This window comes from Nonomuraea sp. AD125B (genome assembly GCF_041402765.1).
Lineage (GTDB): Bacteria > Actinomycetota > Actinomycetes > Streptosporangiales > Streptosporangiaceae > Nonomuraea > Nonomuraea bangladeshensis.
In genome coordinates, this window is record NZ_JBGLOU010000004.1 from 74,461 (window position 1) to 94,590 (window position 20,130).

Annotated in this window: 18 protein-coding genes; 11 read left to right on the plus strand and 7 right to left on the minus strand. The window is 70.2% G+C overall.

Translation table 11 applies throughout. The features are described 5' to 3' along the window. The first annotated feature begins 181 nt into the window (after positions 1-181). Positions 182-493, plus strand: coding sequence for a hypothetical protein (locus tag ACBR40_RS12155; RefSeq protein ID WP_344208991.1), 312 nt, complete (start codon positions 182-184; stop codon positions 491-493). Between the two features lie 70 nt (positions 494-563). Here ACBR40_RS12155 and ACBR40_RS12160 read toward each other — a convergent pair whose 3' ends face one another. Further along, a complete protein-coding gene (locus tag ACBR40_RS12160) occupies positions 564-740 on the minus strand; it encodes a hypothetical protein (protein ID WP_177240955.1) in 177 nt (58 codons plus the stop codon). Positions 741-814: 74 nt separating this feature from the next. On the opposite strand from ACBR40_RS12160, the gene ACBR40_RS12165 reads away from it, so the two are divergent. Continuing rightward, on the plus strand, positions 815-1,558 hold the full coding sequence (locus tag ACBR40_RS12165) for a deoxyribonuclease IV (protein WP_344208994.1): 744 nt from the start codon (positions 815-817) through the stop codon (positions 1,556-1,558). 63 nt (positions 1,559-1,621) lie between these two features. Here ACBR40_RS12165 and ACBR40_RS12170 read toward each other — a convergent pair whose 3' ends face one another. The 4 genes from ACBR40_RS12170 to ACBR40_RS12185 all read right to left on the minus strand — a co-directional run bounded on the left by ACBR40_RS12170 (position 1,622) and on the right by ACBR40_RS12185 (position 7,205). Further along, entirely contained in the window at positions 1,622-2,686 is a 1,065-nt protein-coding gene (locus ACBR40_RS12170) for a mannosyltransferase family protein (protein ID WP_371248721.1), read from the minus strand. Next, positions 2,683-4,005 (minus strand): glycosyltransferase 87 family protein, encoded by a 1,323-nt coding sequence (locus ACBR40_RS12175; RefSeq protein ID WP_344208998.1) that lies wholly within the window; start codon positions 4,003-4,005, stop codon positions 2,683-2,685. The genes ACBR40_RS12170 and ACBR40_RS12175 overlap by 4 nt, the downstream gene beginning before the upstream one ends. Continuing rightward, entirely contained in the window at positions 4,002-6,578 is a 2,577-nt protein-coding gene (locus ACBR40_RS12180; protein WP_371248722.1) for a transglycosylase domain-containing protein, read from the minus strand. Before ACBR40_RS12180 ends, ACBR40_RS12175 begins: the two co-directional genes overlap by 4 nt. Positions 6,579-6,818: 240 nt before the next feature. Continuing rightward, entirely contained in the window at positions 6,819-7,205 is a 387-nt protein-coding gene (locus ACBR40_RS12185) for a DUF5318 family protein (RefSeq protein ID WP_020543057.1), read from the minus strand. Positions 7,206-7,339: 134 nt separating this feature from the next. Between ACBR40_RS12185 and ACBR40_RS12190 the strand changes: the two genes are divergently transcribed. After that, positions 7,340-7,924 (plus strand): PadR family transcriptional regulator, encoded by a 585-nt coding sequence (locus ACBR40_RS12190; protein WP_091088297.1) that lies wholly within the window; start codon positions 7,340-7,342, stop codon positions 7,922-7,924. A gap of 13 nt (positions 7,925-7,937) precedes the next feature. After that, positions 7,938-9,017 (plus strand): inositol-3-phosphate synthase, encoded by a 1,080-nt coding sequence (locus ACBR40_RS12195; protein WP_344209003.1) that lies wholly within the window; start codon positions 7,938-7,940, stop codon positions 9,015-9,017. Positions 9,018-9,068: 51 nt separating this feature from the next. Here ACBR40_RS12195 and idi read toward each other — a convergent pair whose 3' ends face one another. Next, positions 9,069-9,653 (minus strand): isopentenyl-diphosphate Delta-isomerase, encoded by a 585-nt coding sequence (idi, locus tag ACBR40_RS12200; RefSeq protein ID WP_344209004.1) that lies wholly within the window; start codon positions 9,651-9,653, stop codon positions 9,069-9,071. A gap of 79 nt (positions 9,654-9,732) precedes the next feature. Here idi and ACBR40_RS12205 point away from each other — a divergent pair, with 79 nt between their 5' ends. Beyond that, positions 9,733-11,043 (plus strand): MFS transporter, encoded by a 1,311-nt coding sequence (locus tag ACBR40_RS12205; protein WP_344209005.1) that lies wholly within the window; start codon positions 9,733-9,735, stop codon positions 11,041-11,043. Here ACBR40_RS12205 and ACBR40_RS12210 read toward each other — a convergent pair. Next, complete coding sequence (locus tag ACBR40_RS12210) at positions 11,026-12,423, minus strand: CCA tRNA nucleotidyltransferase (protein ID WP_344209114.1); 1,398 nt, start codon at positions 12,421-12,423, stop codon at positions 11,026-11,028. The genes ACBR40_RS12205 and ACBR40_RS12210 overlap by 18 nt on opposite strands. A gap of 151 nt (positions 12,424-12,574) precedes the next feature. Between ACBR40_RS12210 and ACBR40_RS12215 the strand changes: the two genes are divergently transcribed. The 6 genes from ACBR40_RS12215 (at position 12,575) to ACBR40_RS12240 (ending at position 20,086) form a co-directional block, all read left to right on the plus strand. Beyond that, entirely contained in the window at positions 12,575-13,099 is a 525-nt protein-coding gene (locus ACBR40_RS12215; RefSeq protein ID WP_344209007.1) for a YbaK/EbsC family protein, read from the plus strand. Between the two features lie 50 nt (positions 13,100-13,149). Continuing rightward, on the plus strand, positions 13,150-15,255 hold the full coding sequence (locus tag ACBR40_RS12220; RefSeq protein WP_344209009.1) for a DUF6049 family protein: 2,106 nt from the start codon (positions 13,150-13,152) through the stop codon (positions 15,253-15,255). A 7-nt stretch (positions 15,256-15,262) separates the two neighbouring features. Further along, complete coding sequence (gene murJ, locus ACBR40_RS12225) at positions 15,263-16,870, plus strand: murein biosynthesis integral membrane protein MurJ (RefSeq protein ID WP_371248723.1); 1,608 nt, start codon at positions 15,263-15,265, stop codon at positions 16,868-16,870. A 146-nt stretch (positions 16,871-17,016) separates the two neighbouring features. Then, entirely contained in the window at positions 17,017-18,531 is a 1,515-nt protein-coding gene (locus tag ACBR40_RS12230; RefSeq protein WP_344209013.1) for a protein kinase family protein, read from the plus strand. A gap of 15 nt (positions 18,532-18,546) precedes the next feature. Next, positions 18,547-19,182, plus strand: coding sequence for an RNA polymerase sigma factor SigM (gene sigM, locus ACBR40_RS12235; protein WP_091088316.1), 636 nt, complete (start codon positions 18,547-18,549; stop codon positions 19,180-19,182). Further along, positions 19,172-20,086 (plus strand): zf-HC2 domain-containing protein, encoded by a 915-nt coding sequence (locus tag ACBR40_RS12240; RefSeq protein WP_344209015.1) that lies wholly within the window; start codon positions 19,172-19,174, stop codon positions 20,084-20,086. The genes sigM and ACBR40_RS12240 overlap by 11 nt, the downstream gene beginning before the upstream one ends. Positions 20,087-20,130 lie beyond the last annotated feature (44 nt).

The following is a 20,130-nucleotide window of genomic DNA, read 5'->3' on the forward strand; positions in this document are numbered from 1 at the left end:
ACCTCCTCTGGACTCTTGCGGTCACGACGCTCTGCCGTGACAGGAGGATGCTGACGCATGAACCGGGAACGCCCATTTCGGCGCCGCCGGGGCGATGGATCACCCATCACAGCGCAGCGTGTCCCAGGTTACCAGCCACCGGTACGTGGGAAGGCACCTAGCAGACAAGGGGGTGGTGGCAGTGCCACACGTGCTTCAGCCCTCCCAAGGGGAGCGGTTCAGGCTCACGCTCAACAGTGACGGGGTCTCGCACCCCACCGAGAACATCCTGTCCGTGGCCACGCTGGTGCTGGGTTTCGTGGCCTTCGTCTCGACCTTCTGGCCGGCCGCGCACGTCGTCTCGTCCTGGGCGGGCTTGCTCGGCTTCAGCGTCGGCATGTTCTCCCAGTACATCTCGGTGACCACGCCGCAGCGCTCGCTCAACGTCGTCGGGCTGGTCGGCTCGTTCGTGGGGGCCGCGCTCGGCATCGCCCACGGCGGGTTCCTCCCCTAGTGATCACTTCGCAAGGCGACGGCCCCGGTCTCACCGGGGCCGTTGTTCTGTGCCGCGAGTGCTATGTCGCTCAGCCGATGTGCAGGTCGATCCCCAGCAGCACCAGGAACCAGAGGAAGACCGCCAGCAACGCCTCGGCGACGTCCCTGAGCAGACCGGGCGTGATGTAGTCGTAGACCCAGGCCACGTAGATGCCGACGATCACGTAGACCAAGACGATCAGCGCACGTAAGCGCCACCTCGACATATCGATTCTCCTCGCGTAGGGGGCCCTTGGCGACTGCCCTGTGGCGCCCGCGGCAAACGGATAGGCTCGGTGACATGGTGCGCATCGGAGCTCATGTCGATCAGGACGACCCGGCCGCCCGCGCAGGGGAGATCGGCGCGGAGGTGGTCCAGTTCTTCCTCGGCGACCCCCAGGGCTACGCCAAGCCGGTGCTGCCCGCCAAGCCGGTCGAAGGCGTGGACGTCTACATCCACGCCCCCTACCTGATCAACGTGGCGACCACCAACAACCGCATCAGGATCCCCAGCCGCAAGCTGCTGGAGCAGCATCTCAAGGCGGCCGCCGGGCTGGGCGCGAAGGGCCTGGTCGTGCACGGCGGGCACGTCAACAAGAGCGACGACCCGCAGACGGGCTTCGACAACTGGCGCAAGGTGTTCGAGCGCATGGAGTGCCCGATCCCCGTGCTGATCGAGAACACCGCGGGCGGCGGCAACGCCATGGCCCGCACGCTGGAGCGCATCGGCCGGCTCTGGGACGCCCTCGACGGCTTCGACGTCGGCTTCTGCCTCGACACCTGTCACGCGCACGCGGGCGGCGAGGAGCTGGTCGGCCTGGTCGAGCGGGTCAAGGCCATCACCGGCCGGATCGACCTCGTCCACTGCAACGACTCCCGCGACGAGTTCGGCTCCGGCGCCGACCGGCACGCCAACCTCGGTCAGGGCAGGATCGACCCCGAGCTGATCCTGGCGGTCTGCCGGGCGGCCGGCGCGCCGGTCGTGGTGGAGACGCCGGGCGACGGCCAGGCGGACGACATCGCGTTCCTGCGGAAGAACCTGTGATCTTTACACACAGGCTGTGGATAACTTCCCTGGATTACCGAGACGGGAAAACGGGTAGAGATTTCAGCCCGCCCACGCGCCGCTGAGAAAACGCATCGTGTTCAGCAGCATGAGGGGCCCGCACACCATCACGTACAGCGCGATCACCCATCGCCGCCGGGTCGCCGCCTTCGCCACGAGCACCCACAGCGGGAACCACAGCAGCAGCGAACGCGGGATCGACAGGTAGTACGCCGACGTCATCAGCGCCCCCGCCTGCGCCCCCGTGTAGACCAGCTCGCTCCACCTGCGCAGCGCGAGCAGCCACACCAGCACGGCGACCGCCACCACGGCGCCGGCGATCTCCATGCGGAAGGCCACCGCGTTCTCGTCGCCGCCCATGGCCGAGCCCCACGTCGCCTGCCACGCCTCCCACGGCCAGACGAACTCCCGGCCCCACCCGGCCTCCTGCGCGTGCTTCCACGCCAGCCAGTCGCCCGAGCGGGAGTAGTGGTAGAACGAGTACGCCGCCAGCGGCAGGAACGGCACCACCAGCCACCCCGCCCGGCGCGGCGACTCCCGCCGCGCCACGAACTCCACGACCAGCGCCACCGCCAGGAACAACCCGGTGATCCGCACGCCCGACGCCCCCGCCGCGAGCAGCGCCGCGGCCGACCAGCGGCCCTGCCGGGCGGCCAGCCACGCCGGGATCGCGAAGGCCAGGAACAACGACTCGCTGTAGCCCGCCGACAGGAACACCGCCAGCGGGAAGGTCAGCAGCGCCGCCACCGCCATCCACCCGTCGGCGCCCTCCAGCTCGGCCAGCCGGGCCAGCGCCACCATCGCGACCGCGCCCGCCACCAGCGAGATCAGCAGCCCGGCCGTCTCCCAGTCGGGCACCACGAGGTGCACCGCCCGCAGCACGGCCGGCAGGCCGGGGAAGAACGCGGGCAGCCCGGCGTCGGGGGGACGCCTTGGCTCGCCGTCGTAGCCGTATTGGGCGATGGTGATGAACAGCCCGGCGTCCCACTTGCGCCACCGGTCGGCGTAGCCGGCGAACGTCGCGCCGAGCAACGTCGCCACCAGCAGCCCGGCCCGCGAGCCGAACCAGAGCAGCAGCGCGTCCCGTGCGGCGGCGCGAGTGATCATCGCAGGACGGTGGCCAGCGTGACCCGGTCGGGCGCGCCGTCGAAGACCCCGCCCGTCTGGTCGTCGAGGTCGTCCTGCCGGACCACGTCCTTGTCCGGGCGCAGGATGTCGCGCACCACGAACGCCATCATGACGGCGATGGTGATGATCCGCCCCCAGACCGCCGTGAAGTAGGTGTCATCGCCGATGCCCAGGTCGTCCCGGTCGAGCGGCGACTGCGAGAGCAAATAGAGCCAGATCGCGGCGAAATACCACAGCTCGGCGAGCTGCCACAGCGCCAGCGGCTTCCAGTTGGGCCGGGCCAGCACCGCGAACGGCACCAGCCACAGCACGAACTGCGGCGACCACACCTTGTTCGTCATCATGAACGCGGCCAGCGCCAGGAAGCAGAGCTGCGCGAGCCGCGGCCGGCGCGGCGCGGCCACCGCGAGCACCGCGATGCCCGCGCACATGACCGCCAGCGACACCATGCCGAGCGTGCTCACGTCGTTCTCGCCGAGGATGTGCCAGCCCTTGGTCTGGAAGAACAGCCACGGCGAGCCCCAGTCGACCCCGCGCTCGGCGGAGAAGACGTAGAACCGGCGCCAGCCCTCCCACGCCAGGAGCATGAAGGGCAGGTTGACCACGAGCCACGCGCCCGCCGCCGAGCCCATCGTGACCAGGAACGGCCGCCACTTCGCCGTGCGCAGGGTGAGCAGGAACAGCGCCCCGGCGAACATCAGCGGGTAGAACTTCGTGGCGATCGCCAGCCCCAGCAGCACCCCGGCGAGCACCTGCCGCTGCCTGGCCCAGGCCAGCAGCATGCCCATCGACAGCGCGCCCGCGACGAGGTCCCAGTTGATGTACGCGGCCAGCACCACGGCCGGCGAGATCGCGTACCAGAGCGCGTCCCAGCGGCGGGTGGGCCCGGCCACCGCGGCCATCAGCAGCACGCCGATGACCAGGCAGGCGCCGAGCAGGATCACGGTCAGGTCGTAGAACTTGACCGCCTGCCCGACCACGTCGTCCTCCACCCACCGGACGATCCAGCTGATCACCTGCATGACCTCGCCCAGCACCACCGGGTACTCGACCTGCTTGTCGAAGGGCACGTCGGCGAAGTAGGGGTTCTGGGTCGACAGGCTGCGGTCGAAGAACAGCGGGTAGATGTCGGTGTAGCAGAAGTTCGTGTACGTCGTGACCTGGTCGTTCCAGCCGCCGGTGCGGCAGGGCAGGCGCACGACGTACGCGAGGCTCGCCCCCAGGGCCGCGATCAGCCCCAGGGGGAGGAAGGGGACGGCACGCGCCGCCAGCGGGACGCGTGCCTCGATGCTGGTCACCAGCCCTCTCGTCCCGAGGGAGGCGGCGCGAACGCGCCACCGAACCCGCCGAACCCGTCGTTGCCGCCGTTGTCCTGGTCGGCTCCGCCGTCGTCGTTGATGCCGAAGTTGTCCTCGTCGCCGGGGCCCTGCTCGTCACAGGGCTGGACCAGGCAGTCCTGCTGATCGTTGCCGTTGTTGTTCTCGTCGCCGCCGAAGGGGTCGTCGCCGCCGTCGAACGGGTCGTCGGTCTTCGTCGGCGTCGGCGTGGGCGTCGGGCTCGGCACGATGTTCTCCGGCAGGCCCACGTCCGACTTCTGCGGGAACTGCTCGATCGGCTTGCCCTCGTGCGCGGCCAGCATGAACTTCTGCCAGGCGATGGTGGGCGGGCCGGCGCCCTCGAAGCCGAGCGAGACCTCGTACGGCCTGGTGTAGGGGTTCTTGTAGTTGTACTTCTTGTGCGGCTTGCCCCCAGGTGTGACCGGGCAGTTGGAGTGGAGCGGCGGGACGACCTTGCCGGTCTTGGTCCGGCACTCCTCGCGGTAGAACCCGACCGCGGTGGAGATCTGCGGCGTGTAGCCGACGAACCAGGCGCCGTTCTCGTCGTTGTTGGTGCCGGTCTTGCCGGCGGCCGGGCGGCTGCCGAGGCCCTTGCCCCGCGCGGTGCCGCTGCGCAGAACCTCCTGCATGGCCACGGTGGCGTCGGCGGCCACGCCAGCGTCGATGACGTTCTTCGACACCCGCTGCTCGCCGTAGACCACCTTGTTGCCCTGCTTGACCTCCTTGATCACGTGCCAGCGGGTGTACTTGCCGCCGTTGGCGAAGATCGAGTAGCCGGCGGCCTGCTCGACCGGCGTGACCGGGGCGCTGCCGATGGCGAACTGGTAGTGGTGATCCTCGATGTCCTTCTTCATGTCCTCGGGGTCGAAGCCGGCCGCCTCGACGAGGCTGCGCACCTCGTCGAGCTTGCCGGGCAGCTTGAACGCCATGGACACGAACGCGGTGTTGACCGACTCGGCGGTGGCCTTGACGACGTCGACCGCGACGCCGACGTTGTGGCTGTTCTTGATGCCGCCGGCCTGCTGGCCGGGCAGTTCCTTCGGCACCGTCTCGTTGCCGGGCACGTAGCTCTTGAGCGAGTAGCCGGCCTGGAGCCAGGCGGCCAGCACGTACGGCTTGAACGCCGAGGCGGCCTGCTTCTTCGATTGGAAGGGCTCGTTCCAGGGGTCGGTGACGTAGTCGGTGCCGCCGTAGAAGGCGATGACGCGGCCGTTCCTCGGGTCCACAGCGGCGAGACCGGCGTGGTACTCCTTGTTCATCGACGCCATGGTGCTGGTGACCGCCTCCTTGGCGGCCAGCATGAGCTTGCGGTCGAAGGTGGTGACGATGCGGAAGCCGCCGCTGCGGACCTCGTCCTCGCTGAGACCACGGGCCTCCAGCTCCTTCAGCACGACCTGGACCATGTAGCCCTTGAGGCCGCCCATCTCGTTGCGGGTGTCCAGCTTGACCGGCTTGGGGAACTTCGCAGTCTGCGGGAGGGTGGCGTACTTGTCCGGCCACTGCTTCGCCATGTAATCGACGACGGTCTTGAAGCGGTTCTTCAGGCCGTCCGCCTCGGGCGTCCAGGCCGGCTGCTGGATGCGGGCGGCGAGGTAGGCGGCCTGCGAGGGGGTCAGTTTCGCGGCGGTGGTGTTGAAGTACGCCTTCGCGGCGGCCTCGGCGCCGTAGGCCCGGCCGAAGGGGACGGTGTTGAGGTAGCGCTGGAGGATCTCGTCCTTGGGCAGCGTCTGGTTGATCTTGACCGCGATGAAGATCTCGTTGACCTTGCGCTTGACCGACACGTCCCGGGTCAGGCCGTCGTAGTAGTTGCGGGCCATCTGCTGGGTGATGGTCGAGGCGCCCTGGATCTGCTGGCCCGTCGCGGTCATGTAGACGGAGCGGAAAATGCCGGAGATCGAGATGCCCGAGTCCTCGTAGAACTCGGGGTTCTCGATGGCGATCACCGCGTCGCGCAGGAACGGGGACATCTGGGACAGCTTGACGATCTCACGCTTCGTGCCCAGGCTCGCGATCTTCTTGCCGTCGGCGTAGTAGATCGTGCTCTGCTGGGCGATCGCTTCGTCCTGGGTGCCGGTGGGCACGTCGGTGTTGGCGTAGGCGACCATGATCATGCCGAACAGGCCGGCCGCGATGACGACGAAGCCGGCCACGAGGAGCTTCCAGCTCGGCAGGAACCGGCGCCAGCCGCCACGGCCGCCGCCGTCCTTCTCATCGGGCGGGCCGGGCGGGCCTGGGGGCTCGGGCGGGCCGCCCTGGGCGCGCCTGCGCGAGCGGCGCGGGCCCTCGGCCACCATGGTCTCCTGGTTGCCGACCGCGCGGGTGTCGGCACGCTCCTGCCTGGAGCGGCGCCCGGGGCGCTGCTGCGGCTGGTCGGGGGCGCCCGGGGGGAAACCCTCGCCGGGGGCGCCAGGAGGGAAGCCCTCGCGCCGCGGCGGCATGGGCTCACGCCGGGGCGGCTGCGGCTGCGCGTCATAAGGCTGGGCGTCATAACGCTGGGTGTCGTATGGCTGCGCGTCGTACTGCTGGGCGGCCATCGCGCCCGTCTGCTCGTACGCGGCTTCAGGCCGACGCGGCGGCTGCGGCTGGTTCCAGGAAGATTCGCCGGTTTGAGGTGGAGAACCTTGGGGCACAGAACGGGATGAAGTGGAGCGACGACGCCTCCCCGGGCGGGCCGTTCCTTCATTCATGCTGTTACTCACACGTCCTCGCACTGTCGTCGGAAACAAAAGCGGCGGTTGGGCGTGAGGTTCCTCGGCGCCCTCGGTGGTGTCTCGTCACGCCTGGCCTGCGGGCTCAGGCGGTCCGTTCCCGAGGACGTACGAAACCGTCAGGTGGTTCCAGGAACAACCCTGACAGACCTCGACGACGTACACCCGGAACTCATCGTAATCATGTGCCATGGCGGCGAGCTCCGAAGCGGCCTTTGCCTGTCCGGCATGTGAGCCGAGCGAATCGCCATAGACATAGGTCACGTGGGTGACGTTCTCCCTCTCGCACACCGGGCAGAGACGTTCGGTCGGCTCGCCGAAGTGGCGTGCCGCGCGAAGGAGGTACGGCTGTGCGTCACAGACGTCACCGCGCGAAGTACGCCCGGAACGCAGGGAGCGGACGACCGCCCTTTTCGCGAGGCCGTAATCCACCACCCTTCGCTGTGACCACATGAGCGCCAGACTACGGCGTTTCAGCCGATCATCCCAACGCCTTGAAAAATCCATAGATTGCCGCGATATAGCGGAGCGACGTATCCTGGGGATGTATCGGCTCGATACATCGACGCGAGAGGAGGGCGGTTCCCATGGCCGGCGGACAGGGCAGGGTCCTGGAACTGGCCGTGCTCGGGTCGCTGCACGAGACGCCACTCCACGGCTATGAGCTGCGCAAACGCCTCAATGCCCTGCTGGGCATGTTTCGCGCGTTCTCCTATGGCTCTCTGTATCCCTGTCTGCGATCGCTCCTGGCGCGCGGCCTCATCACGGAGGAGCAGCCGGCTCCCACCGCGATCGTCGGCGGCCGTTCAAAGATCGTTTACAGGCTGACCGCCGAGGGCAAGGAACGGCTGCAGGAGCTGCTGACGCAGGCCGGGCCCTCCGCGTGGGAGGACGAGAGCTTCGGTGTGCACTTCGCGTTCTTCCGGCACACCGAGGCCGAGGTGCGGTTGCGCATTCTCGAAGGCCGCCGTAGCCGGCTTGAGGAGCGGCTCGACGCGGTGCGGACCGCGCTGGCGCGCACCAGGGAGCGTCTCGACAGTTACACGCTCGAACTGCAGCGTCATGGGCTCGAGTCGGTCGAGCGCGAGGTGCGCTGGCTCAACGAGCTGATCGCAACGGAGCGTCGGGCCTCTGAGGGGCCCGAGAGGGATACCACGTCAACTGATGAGTAAGGGAGCGAGTGCGATGGGTTCGGTCCGCGTGGCCATTGTCGGTGTCGGCAACTGCGCGTCGTCGCTGGTCCAGGGCGTTCACTATTACAAGGACGCCGACCCGGACACACGGGTTCCTGGCCTGATGCACGTGAAGTTCGGCGACTACCACGTCGGCGACGTCGAGTTCGTCGCGGCGTTCGACGTGGACGCCAAGAAGGTCGGCCGCGACCTCTCCGAGGCGATCGTCGCCAGCGAGAACAACACGATCAAGATCTGTGACGTGCCGCCCCTGGGGGTGACGGTCCAGCGCGGTCACACCTTCGACGGCCTCGGCGAGTACTACCGGGAGATCATCGAGGAGTCCGACGAGGCTCCGGTCGACGTGGTCCAGGTGCTCCGCGACAACCAGGTCGACGTCCTGGTGTCCTACCTGCCCGTGGGCTCGGAGGAGGCCGACCGCTTCTACGCGCAGTGCGCGATCGACGCCAAGGTCGCCTTCGTCAACGCGCTGCCGGTCTTCATCGCCTCCGACCCCGAGTGGGCCGAGAAGTTCACCGAGGCGGGCGTGCCGATCGTCGGCGACGACATCAAGTCGCAGGTCGGCGCCACCATCACGCACCGCGTGCTGGCCAAGCTGTTCGAGGACCGCGGGGTGGAGCTGCTGCGCACCTACCAGCTCAACTTCGGCGGCAACATGGACTTCATGAACATGCTGGAGCGCACCCGCCTCCAGTCGAAGAAGATCTCCAAGACGCAGTCGGTCACCTCGCAGATCCCGCACGAGATGGGCAAGGCCGACGTGCACATCGGGCCGTCGGACCATGTGCCGTGGCTGGACGACCGCAAGTGGGCGTACGTGCGGCTGGAGGGGCGCTCCTTCGGCGACACGCCGCTCAACCTGGAGTACAAGCTGGAGGTCTGGGACTCGCCGAACTCGGCCGGCATCATCATCGACGCCGTGCGCGCCGCCAAGATCGCCCTCGACCGGGGCGTCGGCGGGCCGATCCTGTCGGCTTCCTCCTACTTCATGAAGTCGCCGCCGAAGCAGTTCTCCGACGACGAGGCCCGCGAGTACGTCGAGAAGTTCATCCGGGGCGAGGTCGAGCGCTGACCCCGGAGAACGGCGCCGCGTCCCTGGTGGGGCGCGGCGCCGTTCGCGCCTTCAGACCCGGGCGGCCGGCGGCAGCTCGGCGGCGGAGGCCGGCTCCCACGTCAACGGGTCGCAGCCGAGCTCGGCGAGCAGCGGCACCTGCTCGCGGCACCACGGCGAGAGCGCCAGCAGGCCGTTCTGGGCCCCCTCGGCGAACTCCTTCCACGGCATCCACATCGTCTCCCCCACCTCCTCCGGGTTGGGCTGCGCCGGCCCCTCGACGACCACCCGGTAGACCGGGCAGAGCTCGTGCTCGACGATGCCGTTGGCCATGACGGCGCGGTAGGAGAAGCCGGGCAGCATCAGGTCGGCGCCCTCGGAGCGCAGCCCCAGCTCGTACGCCAGCCGCCGCACCACCGCCCGGCCGAGTGCCTCGCCCGGCAGCGGATGGCCGCAGCAGCTGTTGGTCCACACCCCCGGCCAGGTGACCTTGTGGTCGGCCCGCCTGGTGAGCAGCACCCGGCCTTCGCCGTCGAAGACATAACTGGAGAACGCCAGGTGAAGCGGGGTCTCCGGGCCGTGCACCGACGTCTTGGGCGCGGTGCCGAGCGCGCGTCCGTCACGGTCTACCAGCACAACGTGTTCCTCGGTCGTCACGCTTCGAAGCGTACGCAATGACGGCCACCGCGAGGAACCTCCGCACCGGGACCGGCGCGGGCTTGGCTAGGCTGACGGCGTGTCCTTCGTCGCCGATCTCCGCGTGGTCCTCCGGGGCAGAGACTTCAGGCACCTGTTCGGCACGCGGCTGGTCTCCCAGTTCTCCGACGGGATCTTCCAGTTCGCGGTGACCGGGTTCGCCTTCTTCAGCCCCGAGAGCAAGACCACCGCGTTGCAGGTGGCGGCGGGGCTCGCGGTGCTGCTGCTGCCCTACAGCATCCTCGGGCCGTTCGTCGGCGTGTTCATCGACCGGTGGCCGCGGCGGCAGGTCCTGGTGCTCGCGCCCGTGGCGCGCGGCGCGCTGCTGCTGGTGGCCGCCTGGCTGGTCGCCGCGGACGCCCCCGACCCCGCCTTCTACGCGGCGGCGCTGGCCGTGCTGGCGGTCAACCGGTTCTTCCTGGCCGCGCTCGGCGCCTCGCTCCCCCACGTCGTGCCGACCGAGCGGCTGCTGTCGGCCAACGCCGTGGTGCCGACCTCGGGCACGGTGGTCACGTTCGTCGGCGTGGGCGTCGGCTTCCTGCTGCGCGCGCTGGTCGGCGGCGACGACTCCGGCGTGGCGGTGCTGCTGGTCGCCTCCGGCGTGGTGTTCGCGTTGAGCTCGCTGATCGCCCGCCGCATGGACCGCATGCTGCTCGGCCCCTGGCCCGACCCCGACCGGCCGCAGGCCCGCGAGGCGCTGCGCAACGTGGTGGTCGGCCTGGCCGACGGCACGCGGCATCTGCTGAGTCACCGGATCGCGGCCGGCACCCTGGGCGCGATGGCCGCCCACCGCTTCTTCTACGGCATCGCGACCGCCCTCGGCATCATCCTCTACCGCTACTACTTCACCGACGGCGACCCCGACGCCGCGCTCAAGGGCATCGGCCTGGTCGTGGCCACCTCCGGCGTCGGCTACTTCGTGGCGGTGCTCATCACCCCCTACGCGACCGAGCGGTTCACCATCGAGCGCTGGGTGCCGATCGCGCTGACCGCGGCCGGCGTGCTCACCGCGGTGCTGGTGCTGCCGTTCCAGGAGTGGGGGCTCGCCGCCGCCGGGTTCGTGCTGGGGGTGGCCGGGCAGAGCGTCAAGATCTGCGCCGACACCACCGTGCAGCGCGACGTCGAGGACATCTACCGAGGCCGCGCGTTCTCCATCTACGACATGCTCTTCAACGGGATGTACGTGCTCGCCGCGGCCCTGTCGGCGGCCATCCTGCCGGCCGACGGCAAGTCGTACCTCGCGGTGGCGATCATGTCGGTGGGCTATCCGCTCGCGGCGCTCGCCTACCGGGCGATCGCCGCGCGCTCACGTCAGCGGCTGACCGAACCGCCGTCAGCCGAGCTCGGCTGACCTCGACCACTCCAGCAGCGCCTCGGTCGCGGCCTCCTTGCCGATCACGCCCTTGTCGAGCCTGAGGTCGAGCAGGAACTTGTAGGCCCTGCCCACGACCGGCCCCGGCCCGACGCCCAGCACCCGCTGGATCTCGTTGCCGTCGAGCTCGGGCCGGATCTTGGCCAGCTCCTCCTCCTCGGCCAGCCGCTCGATGCGCTCCTCCAGGTGGTCGTAGGTGCGCGAGAGCGCGGCCGCCTTGCGCTTGTTGCGCGTGGTGCAGTCGGCCCTGGTCAGCTTGTGCAGCCGGGAGAGCAGGTGGCCGGCGTCGCGGACGTAGCGGCGCACCGCGCTGTCGGTCCACTCGCCGGTGCCGTAGCCGTGGAAGCGCAGGTGCAGCTCGACCAGCCGGGAGACGTCGGCCACGACGTCCTTGGGGAACTTCAGCTCGCTCATTCGCTTCTTGGTGAGCTGGGCGCCGACCACCTCGTGGTGGTGGAACGACACCCGGCCGCCCGCCTCGTGCCGGCGCGTCTTGGGCTTGCCGACGTCGTGCATGAGCGCCGCCCAGCGCAGGATGCGGTCGGCCTTGCCGTCCTCCTCCTGGGCGATGGCCTGGTCGAGCACGGTCAGCGTGTGCTCGTAGACGTCCTTGTGCCGGTGGTGCTCGTCGATCTCCAGGCGGAGCTTCGGCAGCTCGGGCAGCACGTGGGCGGCGAGGCCGGTCTCGACCAGCAGCCGCAGCCCCTCGCGGGGGTTGGCGCCGCAGATCAGCTTGTCCAGCTCGTCGCGGATGCGCTCGGCGGAGACGATCTCGATCCGCTCGGCCATCGCGGTCATCGCCGCCAGCGCGGCGGGATCGACGGCGAAGCCGAGCTGCGAGGCGAACCTGGCCGCGCGCAGCATCCGCAGCGGGTCGTCGCCGAACGAGCGCTCGGGCGGGCCGGGCGTGCGCATCACCTTCGCGGCCAGGTCGTCGAGCCCGCCGTAGGGGTCGACGAACTCGTGCCCGGGCAGGCGCACGGCCATCGCGTTGACCGCGAAGTCGCGCCGCTCCAGGTCGGCCTGCAGCGTCTCGCCGTACATGACCTCGGGCTTGCGCGACTTCGGGTCGTACGACTCGCTGCGGTAGGTGGTGATCTCGATCAGCCAACTGCCCTTGCGCAGCCCGACGGTGCCGAAGTCGATGCCGATCGTCCACACCGAGTCGGCCCAGTCACGGACGATCTCCAGCACCCGCTCGGGGCGCGCGTCGGTGGTGAGGTCGAGGTCGTTGCCGACCCGGCCGAGCAGGATGTCGCGCACCGGGCCGCCCACCAGGGCCAGCTCGTGCCCTTGCGCGGCGAACAGGCGGCCGAGCTCGTCGGCCACCGGGGCGATCTTGCGGAACAGGTCGGTCATCGCCCGCCGCTGGCCTTCGGTCAAAGTTGCATCCACCACAACCGGGTCGGTCCTTCGTCATCCGGAACATATCCCCCGAGCCACATGAGGTCCGGGTTACCGTCGGTCAAGGGACCGTCGGGGGCCATGGCAACGAGGCTAGGAGGTCTACATGAAGGACGCCCTCGCGATCCACCGCTGGCTCCTCGCCCACCAGGTCCATCATGAGATCGTACGCCTTCCGCGCCCCTTGGCTCGCGCGGAAGAGCTTCCCGGGGCGCTCTCCGCGGCCCCCGGCCGATGCCTGACGGTCACGGTGTTCGAGGTGGCCACCAGGGTCGGCGGCGAGGCCGTCGTGGCCGTCGTCGCCCCGGTGTCCGCCGGTCCGCGTCCCGGAGCCGTGGGCGGCCTGCTCGGCGCGCGCCGGGTGCGACCCGCGCCGGCCCACGTCGTCAACTCCGCCACCGACTACGCGCACGGCCTGGTCTGCCCGCTGCTGCTGCCGGCGTCCCTGCCGCTGCTCGTCGACGACCGGTTGAGCGCCGCCGCGGGGCCGATCTTCACGGCCACCGGCGAGCGTCACACGGCCCTCCGCATTCGTGCGCTCGACCTGCTGACTCTCCTGCCAGGCAAGACGGTCGACCTCCGCCTGGCACGGCCAAGAGGATCACGTGCGGCGGTCACGCGGCGGCACTGAACCCGTACCATTGCGGGCGTGCGTCGTCGTACTCCAGCCCGGGCAGCCGCGTGATCCGTAAGACCGCGCTGCTCGCCGTGCTGTCCGCCGCGTTGCTCGCCCCCACCCTGGCGGCGGCGCCGAGCACGGCTGCCACGAGCGCTCAGACCAGCAGGCAGACCCTCTCCGTCGCCATCACCGCCATCACGCCCGCCGTGCCGCGCTCCCCGACCGACGTCATCAAGATCAGCGGCACGGTGCGCAACGACACCGGCGCCGACATGGCCGGCCTCCAGGTGCGCCTGCGCTACGACGCCCAGAAGCTGCCCGACCGGGCCGCCATGGACGCCTACATGAGCGACCAGTCCACCGCGACGCTGCCGGTCAACGTCTCCACCCGCAACTCCTACATGGACCTGCAGCCGCTCGCCGCCGGCGGCACCGTCCGCTGGGAGATCCAGGCCACGCCGGTGCAACTCGGCCTGCGCGAGTTCGGCGTCTACAAGATCGCCGTGGACGTGGCGCAATACCGCGTGCCGCTCCAGGCCGAACGCACCTTCCTCACCTACGCGCCGCCGACCCCGCAGAAGCTGCCGCGCACCAGGCTCGCCGTCGCCCTGCCGGTCATCGACCAGCCCCACCGGGCCACCGACGACCCCGTGTTCGTCGACGACAAGCTGAGCCAGGCCATCGCCGGCAAGGGCCGCCTCGCCGACCTGCTCCGCATCGCCCAGTCCGCGCCCAGCAACGTGACGTGGTTCGTCGACCCCTCGCTGCTCGACGACCTCAACACCATGGTCAAGGGCTACAAGGTCAAGACCAAGGACGGCGAGCAGAGCCGGCCCGCCAACCCCGCGGCCGGTCAGTGGCTGCAGGAGCTGCGCACCGCCCTCGCCGCCGCGCCCGTCGTGGCGGTCCCGTACGCCGACCCCGACCTCACCGCGCTCACCCACCAGGGCCTCGACGACCAGCCCAACCGGGCGATCGCGCTCGGCGGCAAGAAGGCCAAGGAGCTGCTCGGCCGCGACGTCAAGACGACGATCAACTGGCCCGCCGGCGGCCTGCTCGACCCCGACGCGCTCGACCTGCTCTCGGTCAGCGACGACAAGGTGGACAAGGTCCTGCTCGACGCCGCCAACCTGCCGCCGGCGCAGCCGCTCACGGTCACGCCCGACGCCGCCTCGACCCTCGACTCGGTCCAGGGCCCGGTGACCGCGCTGGTCGCCGACCCCGGGCTGAGCCGCCTGTTCGAGCCGGAGACCAGCACGTCCCTGCTGCTCAGCACGCAGCGGTTCATCGCCGAGACCGCGATGATCGCCGCCGAGCCCGGCCAGACCCTGCCGAGGTCGCTGGTCGTCGCCCCGTCGCGGCGCTGGGACCCCAACCCCGCGCTCGTCACCGGCCTGCTCAAGACCGCGGGCCGGCTGCCCTGGCTGCAGCTCACCACGCTGGAGACGATCAAGCCGGGCAAGGCGTCCGTTCCGCGCGCCGGTCTGACCTACACCGACCAGAACCGCCGCGAGGAGCTGAGCGGCAAATACCTGGCGCCGGTGAAGGAGACCGCGGAGCGGGCCCAGCTCACCGCCCTGATCACGGCCACGCGCACGCAGTCCGTGTTCGACGCCGCGGTGCTGCGTATCGCCTCCTCGGCCTGGCGCAACAGCACCCGCATGGGCCGCTCGGTGACCAACGCGGTGAGCAAGGCCGTGACCGAGCGCGTGGACCGCGTCCAGATCACCGGCGCGGGGCCCGACCGGCCGCGCACCCTGGCGGGCAACAACGGCTTCGTCCCCATCAGCGTCAAGAACGCCAGCGGCGCCGAGATCAGGCTCTACGTCGACGTCCGGTCCGACGACCAGAAACTGCTGCAGGTCACCTTCCAGCAGGACGAGCCCCTGTCCATCGGCGCCGGGCAGAGCGGCACGGTCCAGGTGCCGATGAACGCCACGCCGGGCACCAGCGGCGACGCCACGGTGACCGTTCAGCTCAGGACCGCCGACGGCAAGGCCTACGGCAAGCCGCAACGCCTCACCATCCGCACCACCGGCTACACCGGCATCGCCTCGGTGATCGTGGGCGCGGGGCTCACCGTCATGCTGGCGGCCGTGGTCACGCGGGTGGTGCGGCGCAGGGCGGAGCGCAGGCGCGCGGCGTCCGCCAGGAAAACGGGAGAGTGAAGACCGAATGAGCCGCATGCTGCGGGCCAGCGCCCTGATGGCGGCCGGGACGATGGTGTCCCGGGTCACCGGGTTCGTACGCACCATGGTGCTCGCCTACGCCATCGGCACGGCGGCACTGGGCGACTCCTACAACGCGGCGTACGCGATCCCGTACAGCATCCTCGACCTGCTGCTGCTGGGCGTCCTGAGCAGCGTCGTGGTGCCGATGATCGTGCGGGCGCAGCAGCAGGACCCCGACGGCGGCCGGGCCTACGAGCAGCGGCTGCTGACCGTCGCGACGATGGCGCTGACCGTCGTCGCGGTGCTGGCCGTGCTCGCCGCGCCGCTGCTCATCGACCTCTACACCGACTGGGCGCCGGGCAGCAGGAAATACGAGGTCGGCGTGATGCTGGCCCGGTTCATCCTGCCGCAGCTCGCCTTCTTCGGCATCGGCGCGGTCGCGGGCGCGATACTCAACACCCGTGATCGCTTCGGCGCCCCGATGTGGGCGCCGGTGATCAACAACCTGGTCGTGATCTGCGTGTTCGTCACGTACGCGCTGGTCAGCCAGGCGCGCGACAACATCGACGCGGTCACCACCGCCGACCTGGCGCTGCTCGGGCTCGGCACCACGGCCGGCATCGTGGCCCAGGCGGCCGTGCTGATCGTCGCGCTGCGCCGGGCCGGGTTCTCCTTCGTGCCCCGCTTCGACCTGCGCAACGCCCGCCTGGGCGAGATGGGCAAGGCCGGCGTCTGGACGATCGGCTACGTCGTCGTCACCCAGCTCGGCTTCCTGCTGACCACCAACCTGTCGTCCTCGGCGGGCGACCAGGTGCCCGGCCACGGCATCAGCCCCTACACGCTGGCCTTCCAGCTCTTCCAGCTCCCGTACGGCGTCGTCGGCGTCTCGGTGATCACGGCGATGCTGCCGCGCATGAGCCGGGCGGTCGGCGAGGGCCGGCTCGCCGACGTGCGTCAGGAGTTCGGCTCCAGCGTGCGGCTCATCTGCGCGCTGATGGTGCCGGTGTCGCTGCTGCTCATGGTGCTGGGGCCGGCGATCACCGTGCCCATCTACGGCCACGGCGCCAACAGCGTGGCCGACGCCGTCTACATCGGCAACGTGCTGCAGGTGTACGGGCTGGCGCTGGTGCCGTTCGCGGTCTTCCAGCTGCTGCTGCGGGTCTTCTACAGCTTCGGCGACACGCGGACGCCGGTCTACGTCGGAGCCGGGACGACCGCGGTCAACGCGGGGCTGATGGTGGTGTTCTACCTGCTGCTGCCGGCCGAGTACGCGGTCATGGGGCTGGCGCTGGCGTACGCGATCGCGTACGGGCTGGGCGCGCTGCTCGCCTGGATGCTGGCCAGCCGCCGGGTGGGCGGGCTCGACGGATGGACGGTCGGCATGGCGATGACCCGGATGTACCTCGCCTCGCTGCCCACCGCCGTGCTGGCCCTGGCCGCCGTCTGGGGGGTCACGCAGGCGTTCGGCGGGCTGCGTTTCGTCAGTTCGCTCATCGTCCTGGCGGTCGGCGGCGGGCTCGGTCTGGTGCTCTACCTCGGTGTGGCTCACAGAATGCGCATACCGGAGGTCAACTCGATCGTTGGGATGGTCGCGCGACGGGTAGGTCGGTAAAGAAACTCGGCACTACGATGGAGCCCGACACGCGCGAATGGAAGCAGGAGGGGCGTGGGCGGATCCACCCGGCATAGCGTGCCTTCGTGGGACACCACCACGCGGGCGAGTCCAACCATGTCCGATCGGCCTAGCGGAGTGAGCCTGTGAGCACGTCGGCCGTCGCCCCCGGCACCCGCCTCGCCGAGCGCTTCCGGCTTGAGGACCGCGTCAGCGAGTCCGACGGCGCGACGCTGTGGAAGGCCATCGACGAGATCCTCGCGCGGCCGGTGGCCGTGCACACGTTCGCGCCCGACTTCCCGCGCGTGCACGAGGTCGTGACGGCCGCCCGCGCGGCGAGCCGGCTCACCGACCCGCGCCTGACGCAGGTCTTCGACGCCGCCGAGGACGACAAGCACGCCTACGTCGTCAGCGAGTGGGTCACCGGTGAGACGCTGACCGACCTGCTGGCGGGCGGGCCGCTGGAGCCCGAGCGGGCGGCCGGGCTGGTGGCCGAGGCCGCCGAGGCCCTGGCCCACGCCCACGAGGCCCGCCTCTACCACCTGTGCCTGCGCCCGGCTCACCTGGTGTGGACGACCGGCAACACCGTCAAGGTGCTCGGCGTGGCCGTCGACGCCGCGATGTACGGCCTGACCACCGATCAGCCGGCGCTCGACGACGCCGAGGGCCTCGGCCGGCTGCTGTACGCGGGCCTGACCGGCCACTGGCCGGGCGACGAGGAGGAGGGTGGCCTGCCCGCCGCCCCCATGATGGACGGCCACTTCTGCACGCCGCGCCAGGTCACCGCCGGCGTGCCCGGCTACCTCGACACCGTCACGGTGCGGGCCTGCCTGCCCGAGTCGCGCAAGGGCCAGGGCGCGCTGTCCAGCCCGGCCGAGATCACCGAGGCGCTGGCCGACGTGGCCCGCCCGATGCCGATCCCGATCTCCTACCCGAGCACGCCCGCGGTGGCCTCCGCCTCGCGCTCCGAGGGCCTCGACGTGGGCCACCGCAACCAGACCACGGTCGCGCCGCTGCCTCCCGCGCCGCGGCGGCCGCAGGGCGGCGGCAGCACGCTCAACCGGGTGCTCATGACGATCGTGGTGCTGCTGGTCATCGCCGCGGTCGGCGTGGGGGCGTGGACGATCGGGCGCAGCCTCGGCAGCGGCACCGAGCCCGAAGCTCAGACGGCCACGCCGAGCGCCACCGGCTCCGCCTCCTCCACGCCGACACAGACGGTCAAGCCGGCCAAGGCCAAGGGCTTCGACCCGCTCGGCGACGACGGCGACGAGAAGTCGGACAAGGCCGGCCTCGCGATCGACGGCAAGCCCAGCACGTACTGGGAGACCCAGGGCTACGCCACCGCCGAGCTCGGCAACCTCAAGAAGGGCGTCGGCCTGCTGCTCGACATGGGCAAGTCCGTGCAGGTCAGCGACGTGGTGGCGACGCTGGGCAGCGCCTCGGGCGCGAACGTCGAGCTGAAGGTGGGCGACGCCCCCGAGCTCGGCTCGCTGAAGACGGTCGCGACGGCGAAGGACGCCTCGGGCAAGACCACGTTGAAGCCCGATCAACCCGCAACCGGACAGTACGTTTTGATCTGGTTTACCCGTCTTCCGGCAGATGCGGGCAAGTTTCATGGCACCATCTATGAAGTAGTGGTGCACTCTCCCGGATCGGCATAATCAGGAAACTCTCTTGTGAACTCCCCACCCGAGACACCTTCAGCAGCGGATCGGCCTGCGGTCACGGACGCCGACCTGCTGACCGCGCACATCAACGGGGATCCTCACGCCTTCAGCGAGATCGTCAAACGGCACCGCGACCGCATGTGGGCGGTCGCCCTGCGCACGCTCGGTGACCCGGACGAGGCCGCCGACGCCGTGCAGGACGCCTTCGTCTCCGCCTATCGCAAGGCCGCCACGTTCCGCGGCGAGGCCGCCGTCACCACCTGGCTGCACCGCATCGTGGTCAACGCCTGTCTCGACCGCATGCGGCGCAAGTCCGTCCGGCCGGTGGCCGACGACGAGCTCATCGAGGCCGCCGAGCGCGAGACGCCGCTGCCGGACCAGACCCTGGAGCGCGAGGTCTCCATGGAGGTTTCGGCCGCTCTGAAACTGCTGCCCGCCGACCAGCGCGCGGCCCTGGTGCTCGTCGACATGATGGGCTATTCGGTCGAAGACGCAGCTCAGGTGCTGGAGGTGCCGAGCGGCACCGTGAAGAGCCGGTGCGCCCGTGGGCGCGCGAAACTTGCCCCAATTCTTTCGCATCTGCGGAACCGATCAGACCTCAATCGCGTCTCATCCGCGAAGGGAGCAGAACTTCGTGACGGGTGATACGCACTACGAACTGGAAACTCTCGCCGAGCTGGCCGAGGGTCTCCTGGACGCTGCCGAGGCACGCCAGGTCCGCGAGCATCTCGCGGTCTGCGACCCCTGCGGGGAGCTGCTGGCCGACCTCGCGGCGGTTCGCGAGGTGCTCGCGGCGACCCCCACACCGGCCATGCCGATGGGCGTCGCACTGCGCATCGACAAGGCCCTGGCGGCCGAGGCCGAGACCGGGCGCGGCGGCGTCGGGCTCGCGGAGCCACCGGACTGGGACGAGCTCATGCGGGACGCCCCCTGGGAGCGGCCGATCGCGGTCCCCGAGCCCGTGGGCTCGGTCAACGGCTCCGCGGCGGACGTCCCCGAGCCGGTACGCCTCGGGGTGGTCTCCGACGACGGCACCATCGTCCCCGCCAGGACGCGCTCGGCCAGGAAGCGGCGGTGGGCACTGCCCGCGGTGGCCGCCGCGGCGGCCGCGGCCGTGGTCGGCACGGCGGTGGTCTCGACCAACCTGCTCGCCTCGGGCGGCTCGTCGGGCGGCTCCGCGCCGGTCGCGCTGCCGTCCAGCGACGTGGCGAGGACCCCGGAGCGGGCGCCGGCGTACAAACTGACCGACAGCGGCTACAACTACAGCGACTACGCCCTCCGCCAGCCGATGGAGCAGTTCTTCGGCTTCGCGCAGGCGCAGCAGCCGCTGGGCGGCGACAACGCCGCCGCCAAGGCGGCCAAGTGCGTCGGCAAGGTGGGCGAGCGCAACGGCCTGGAGACCTTCGCGGCCGACCAGGGGCAGTACAACGGGCAGGAGGCGCTCGTCGTCGTCTCCTGGAAGGACCGGACGGCCAAGAAGATCCGCATCGACATCGTCGACCCGTTCAACTGCAAGAACCTGCGTAAGGCGGCCCTCGGGCGCTGGTAGTCCCCGTACCTGTGAAGAGCCCGCTTCGGCGGGCTCTTCTTTTT

Bases quoted from the DNA above. Each gene is read 5' to 3' on its own strand.
- ACBR40_RS12160 (WP_177240955.1), bottom strand. From the start codon at position 740: ATGTCGAGGTGGCGCTTACGTGCGCTGATCGTCTTGGTCTACGTGATC.
- ACBR40_RS12165 (WP_344208994.1), top strand. From the start codon at position 815: ATGGTGCGCATCGGAGCTCATGTCGATCAGGACGACCCGGCCGCCCGC.
- ACBR40_RS12170 (WP_371248721.1), bottom strand. From the start codon at position 2,686: ATGATCACTCGCGCCGCCGCACGGGACGCGCTGCTGCTCTGGTTCGGC.
- ACBR40_RS12180 (WP_371248722.1), bottom strand. From the start codon at position 6,578: ATGGCCGCCCAGCAGTACGACGCGCAGCCATACGACACCCAGCGTTAT.
- ACBR40_RS12185 (WP_020543057.1), bottom strand. From the start codon at position 7,205: ATGTGGTCACAGCGAAGGGTGGTGGATTACGGCCTCGCGAAAAGGGCG.
- ACBR40_RS12190 (WP_091088297.1), top strand. From the start codon at position 7,340: ATGGCCGGCGGACAGGGCAGGGTCCTGGAACTGGCCGTGCTCGGGTCG.
- ACBR40_RS12195 (WP_344209003.1), top strand. From the start codon at position 7,938: ATGGGTTCGGTCCGCGTGGCCATTGTCGGTGTCGGCAACTGCGCGTCG.
- ACBR40_RS12210 (WP_344209114.1), bottom strand. From the start codon at position 12,423: ATGACCGACCTGTTCCGCAAGATCGCCCCGGTGGCCGACGAGCTCGGC.
- ACBR40_RS12215 (WP_344209007.1), top strand. From the start codon at position 12,575: ATGAAGGACGCCCTCGCGATCCACCGCTGGCTCCTCGCCCACCAGGTC.
- murJ (WP_371248723.1), top strand. From the start codon at position 15,263: ATGAGCCGCATGCTGCGGGCCAGCGCCCTGATGGCGGCCGGGACGATG.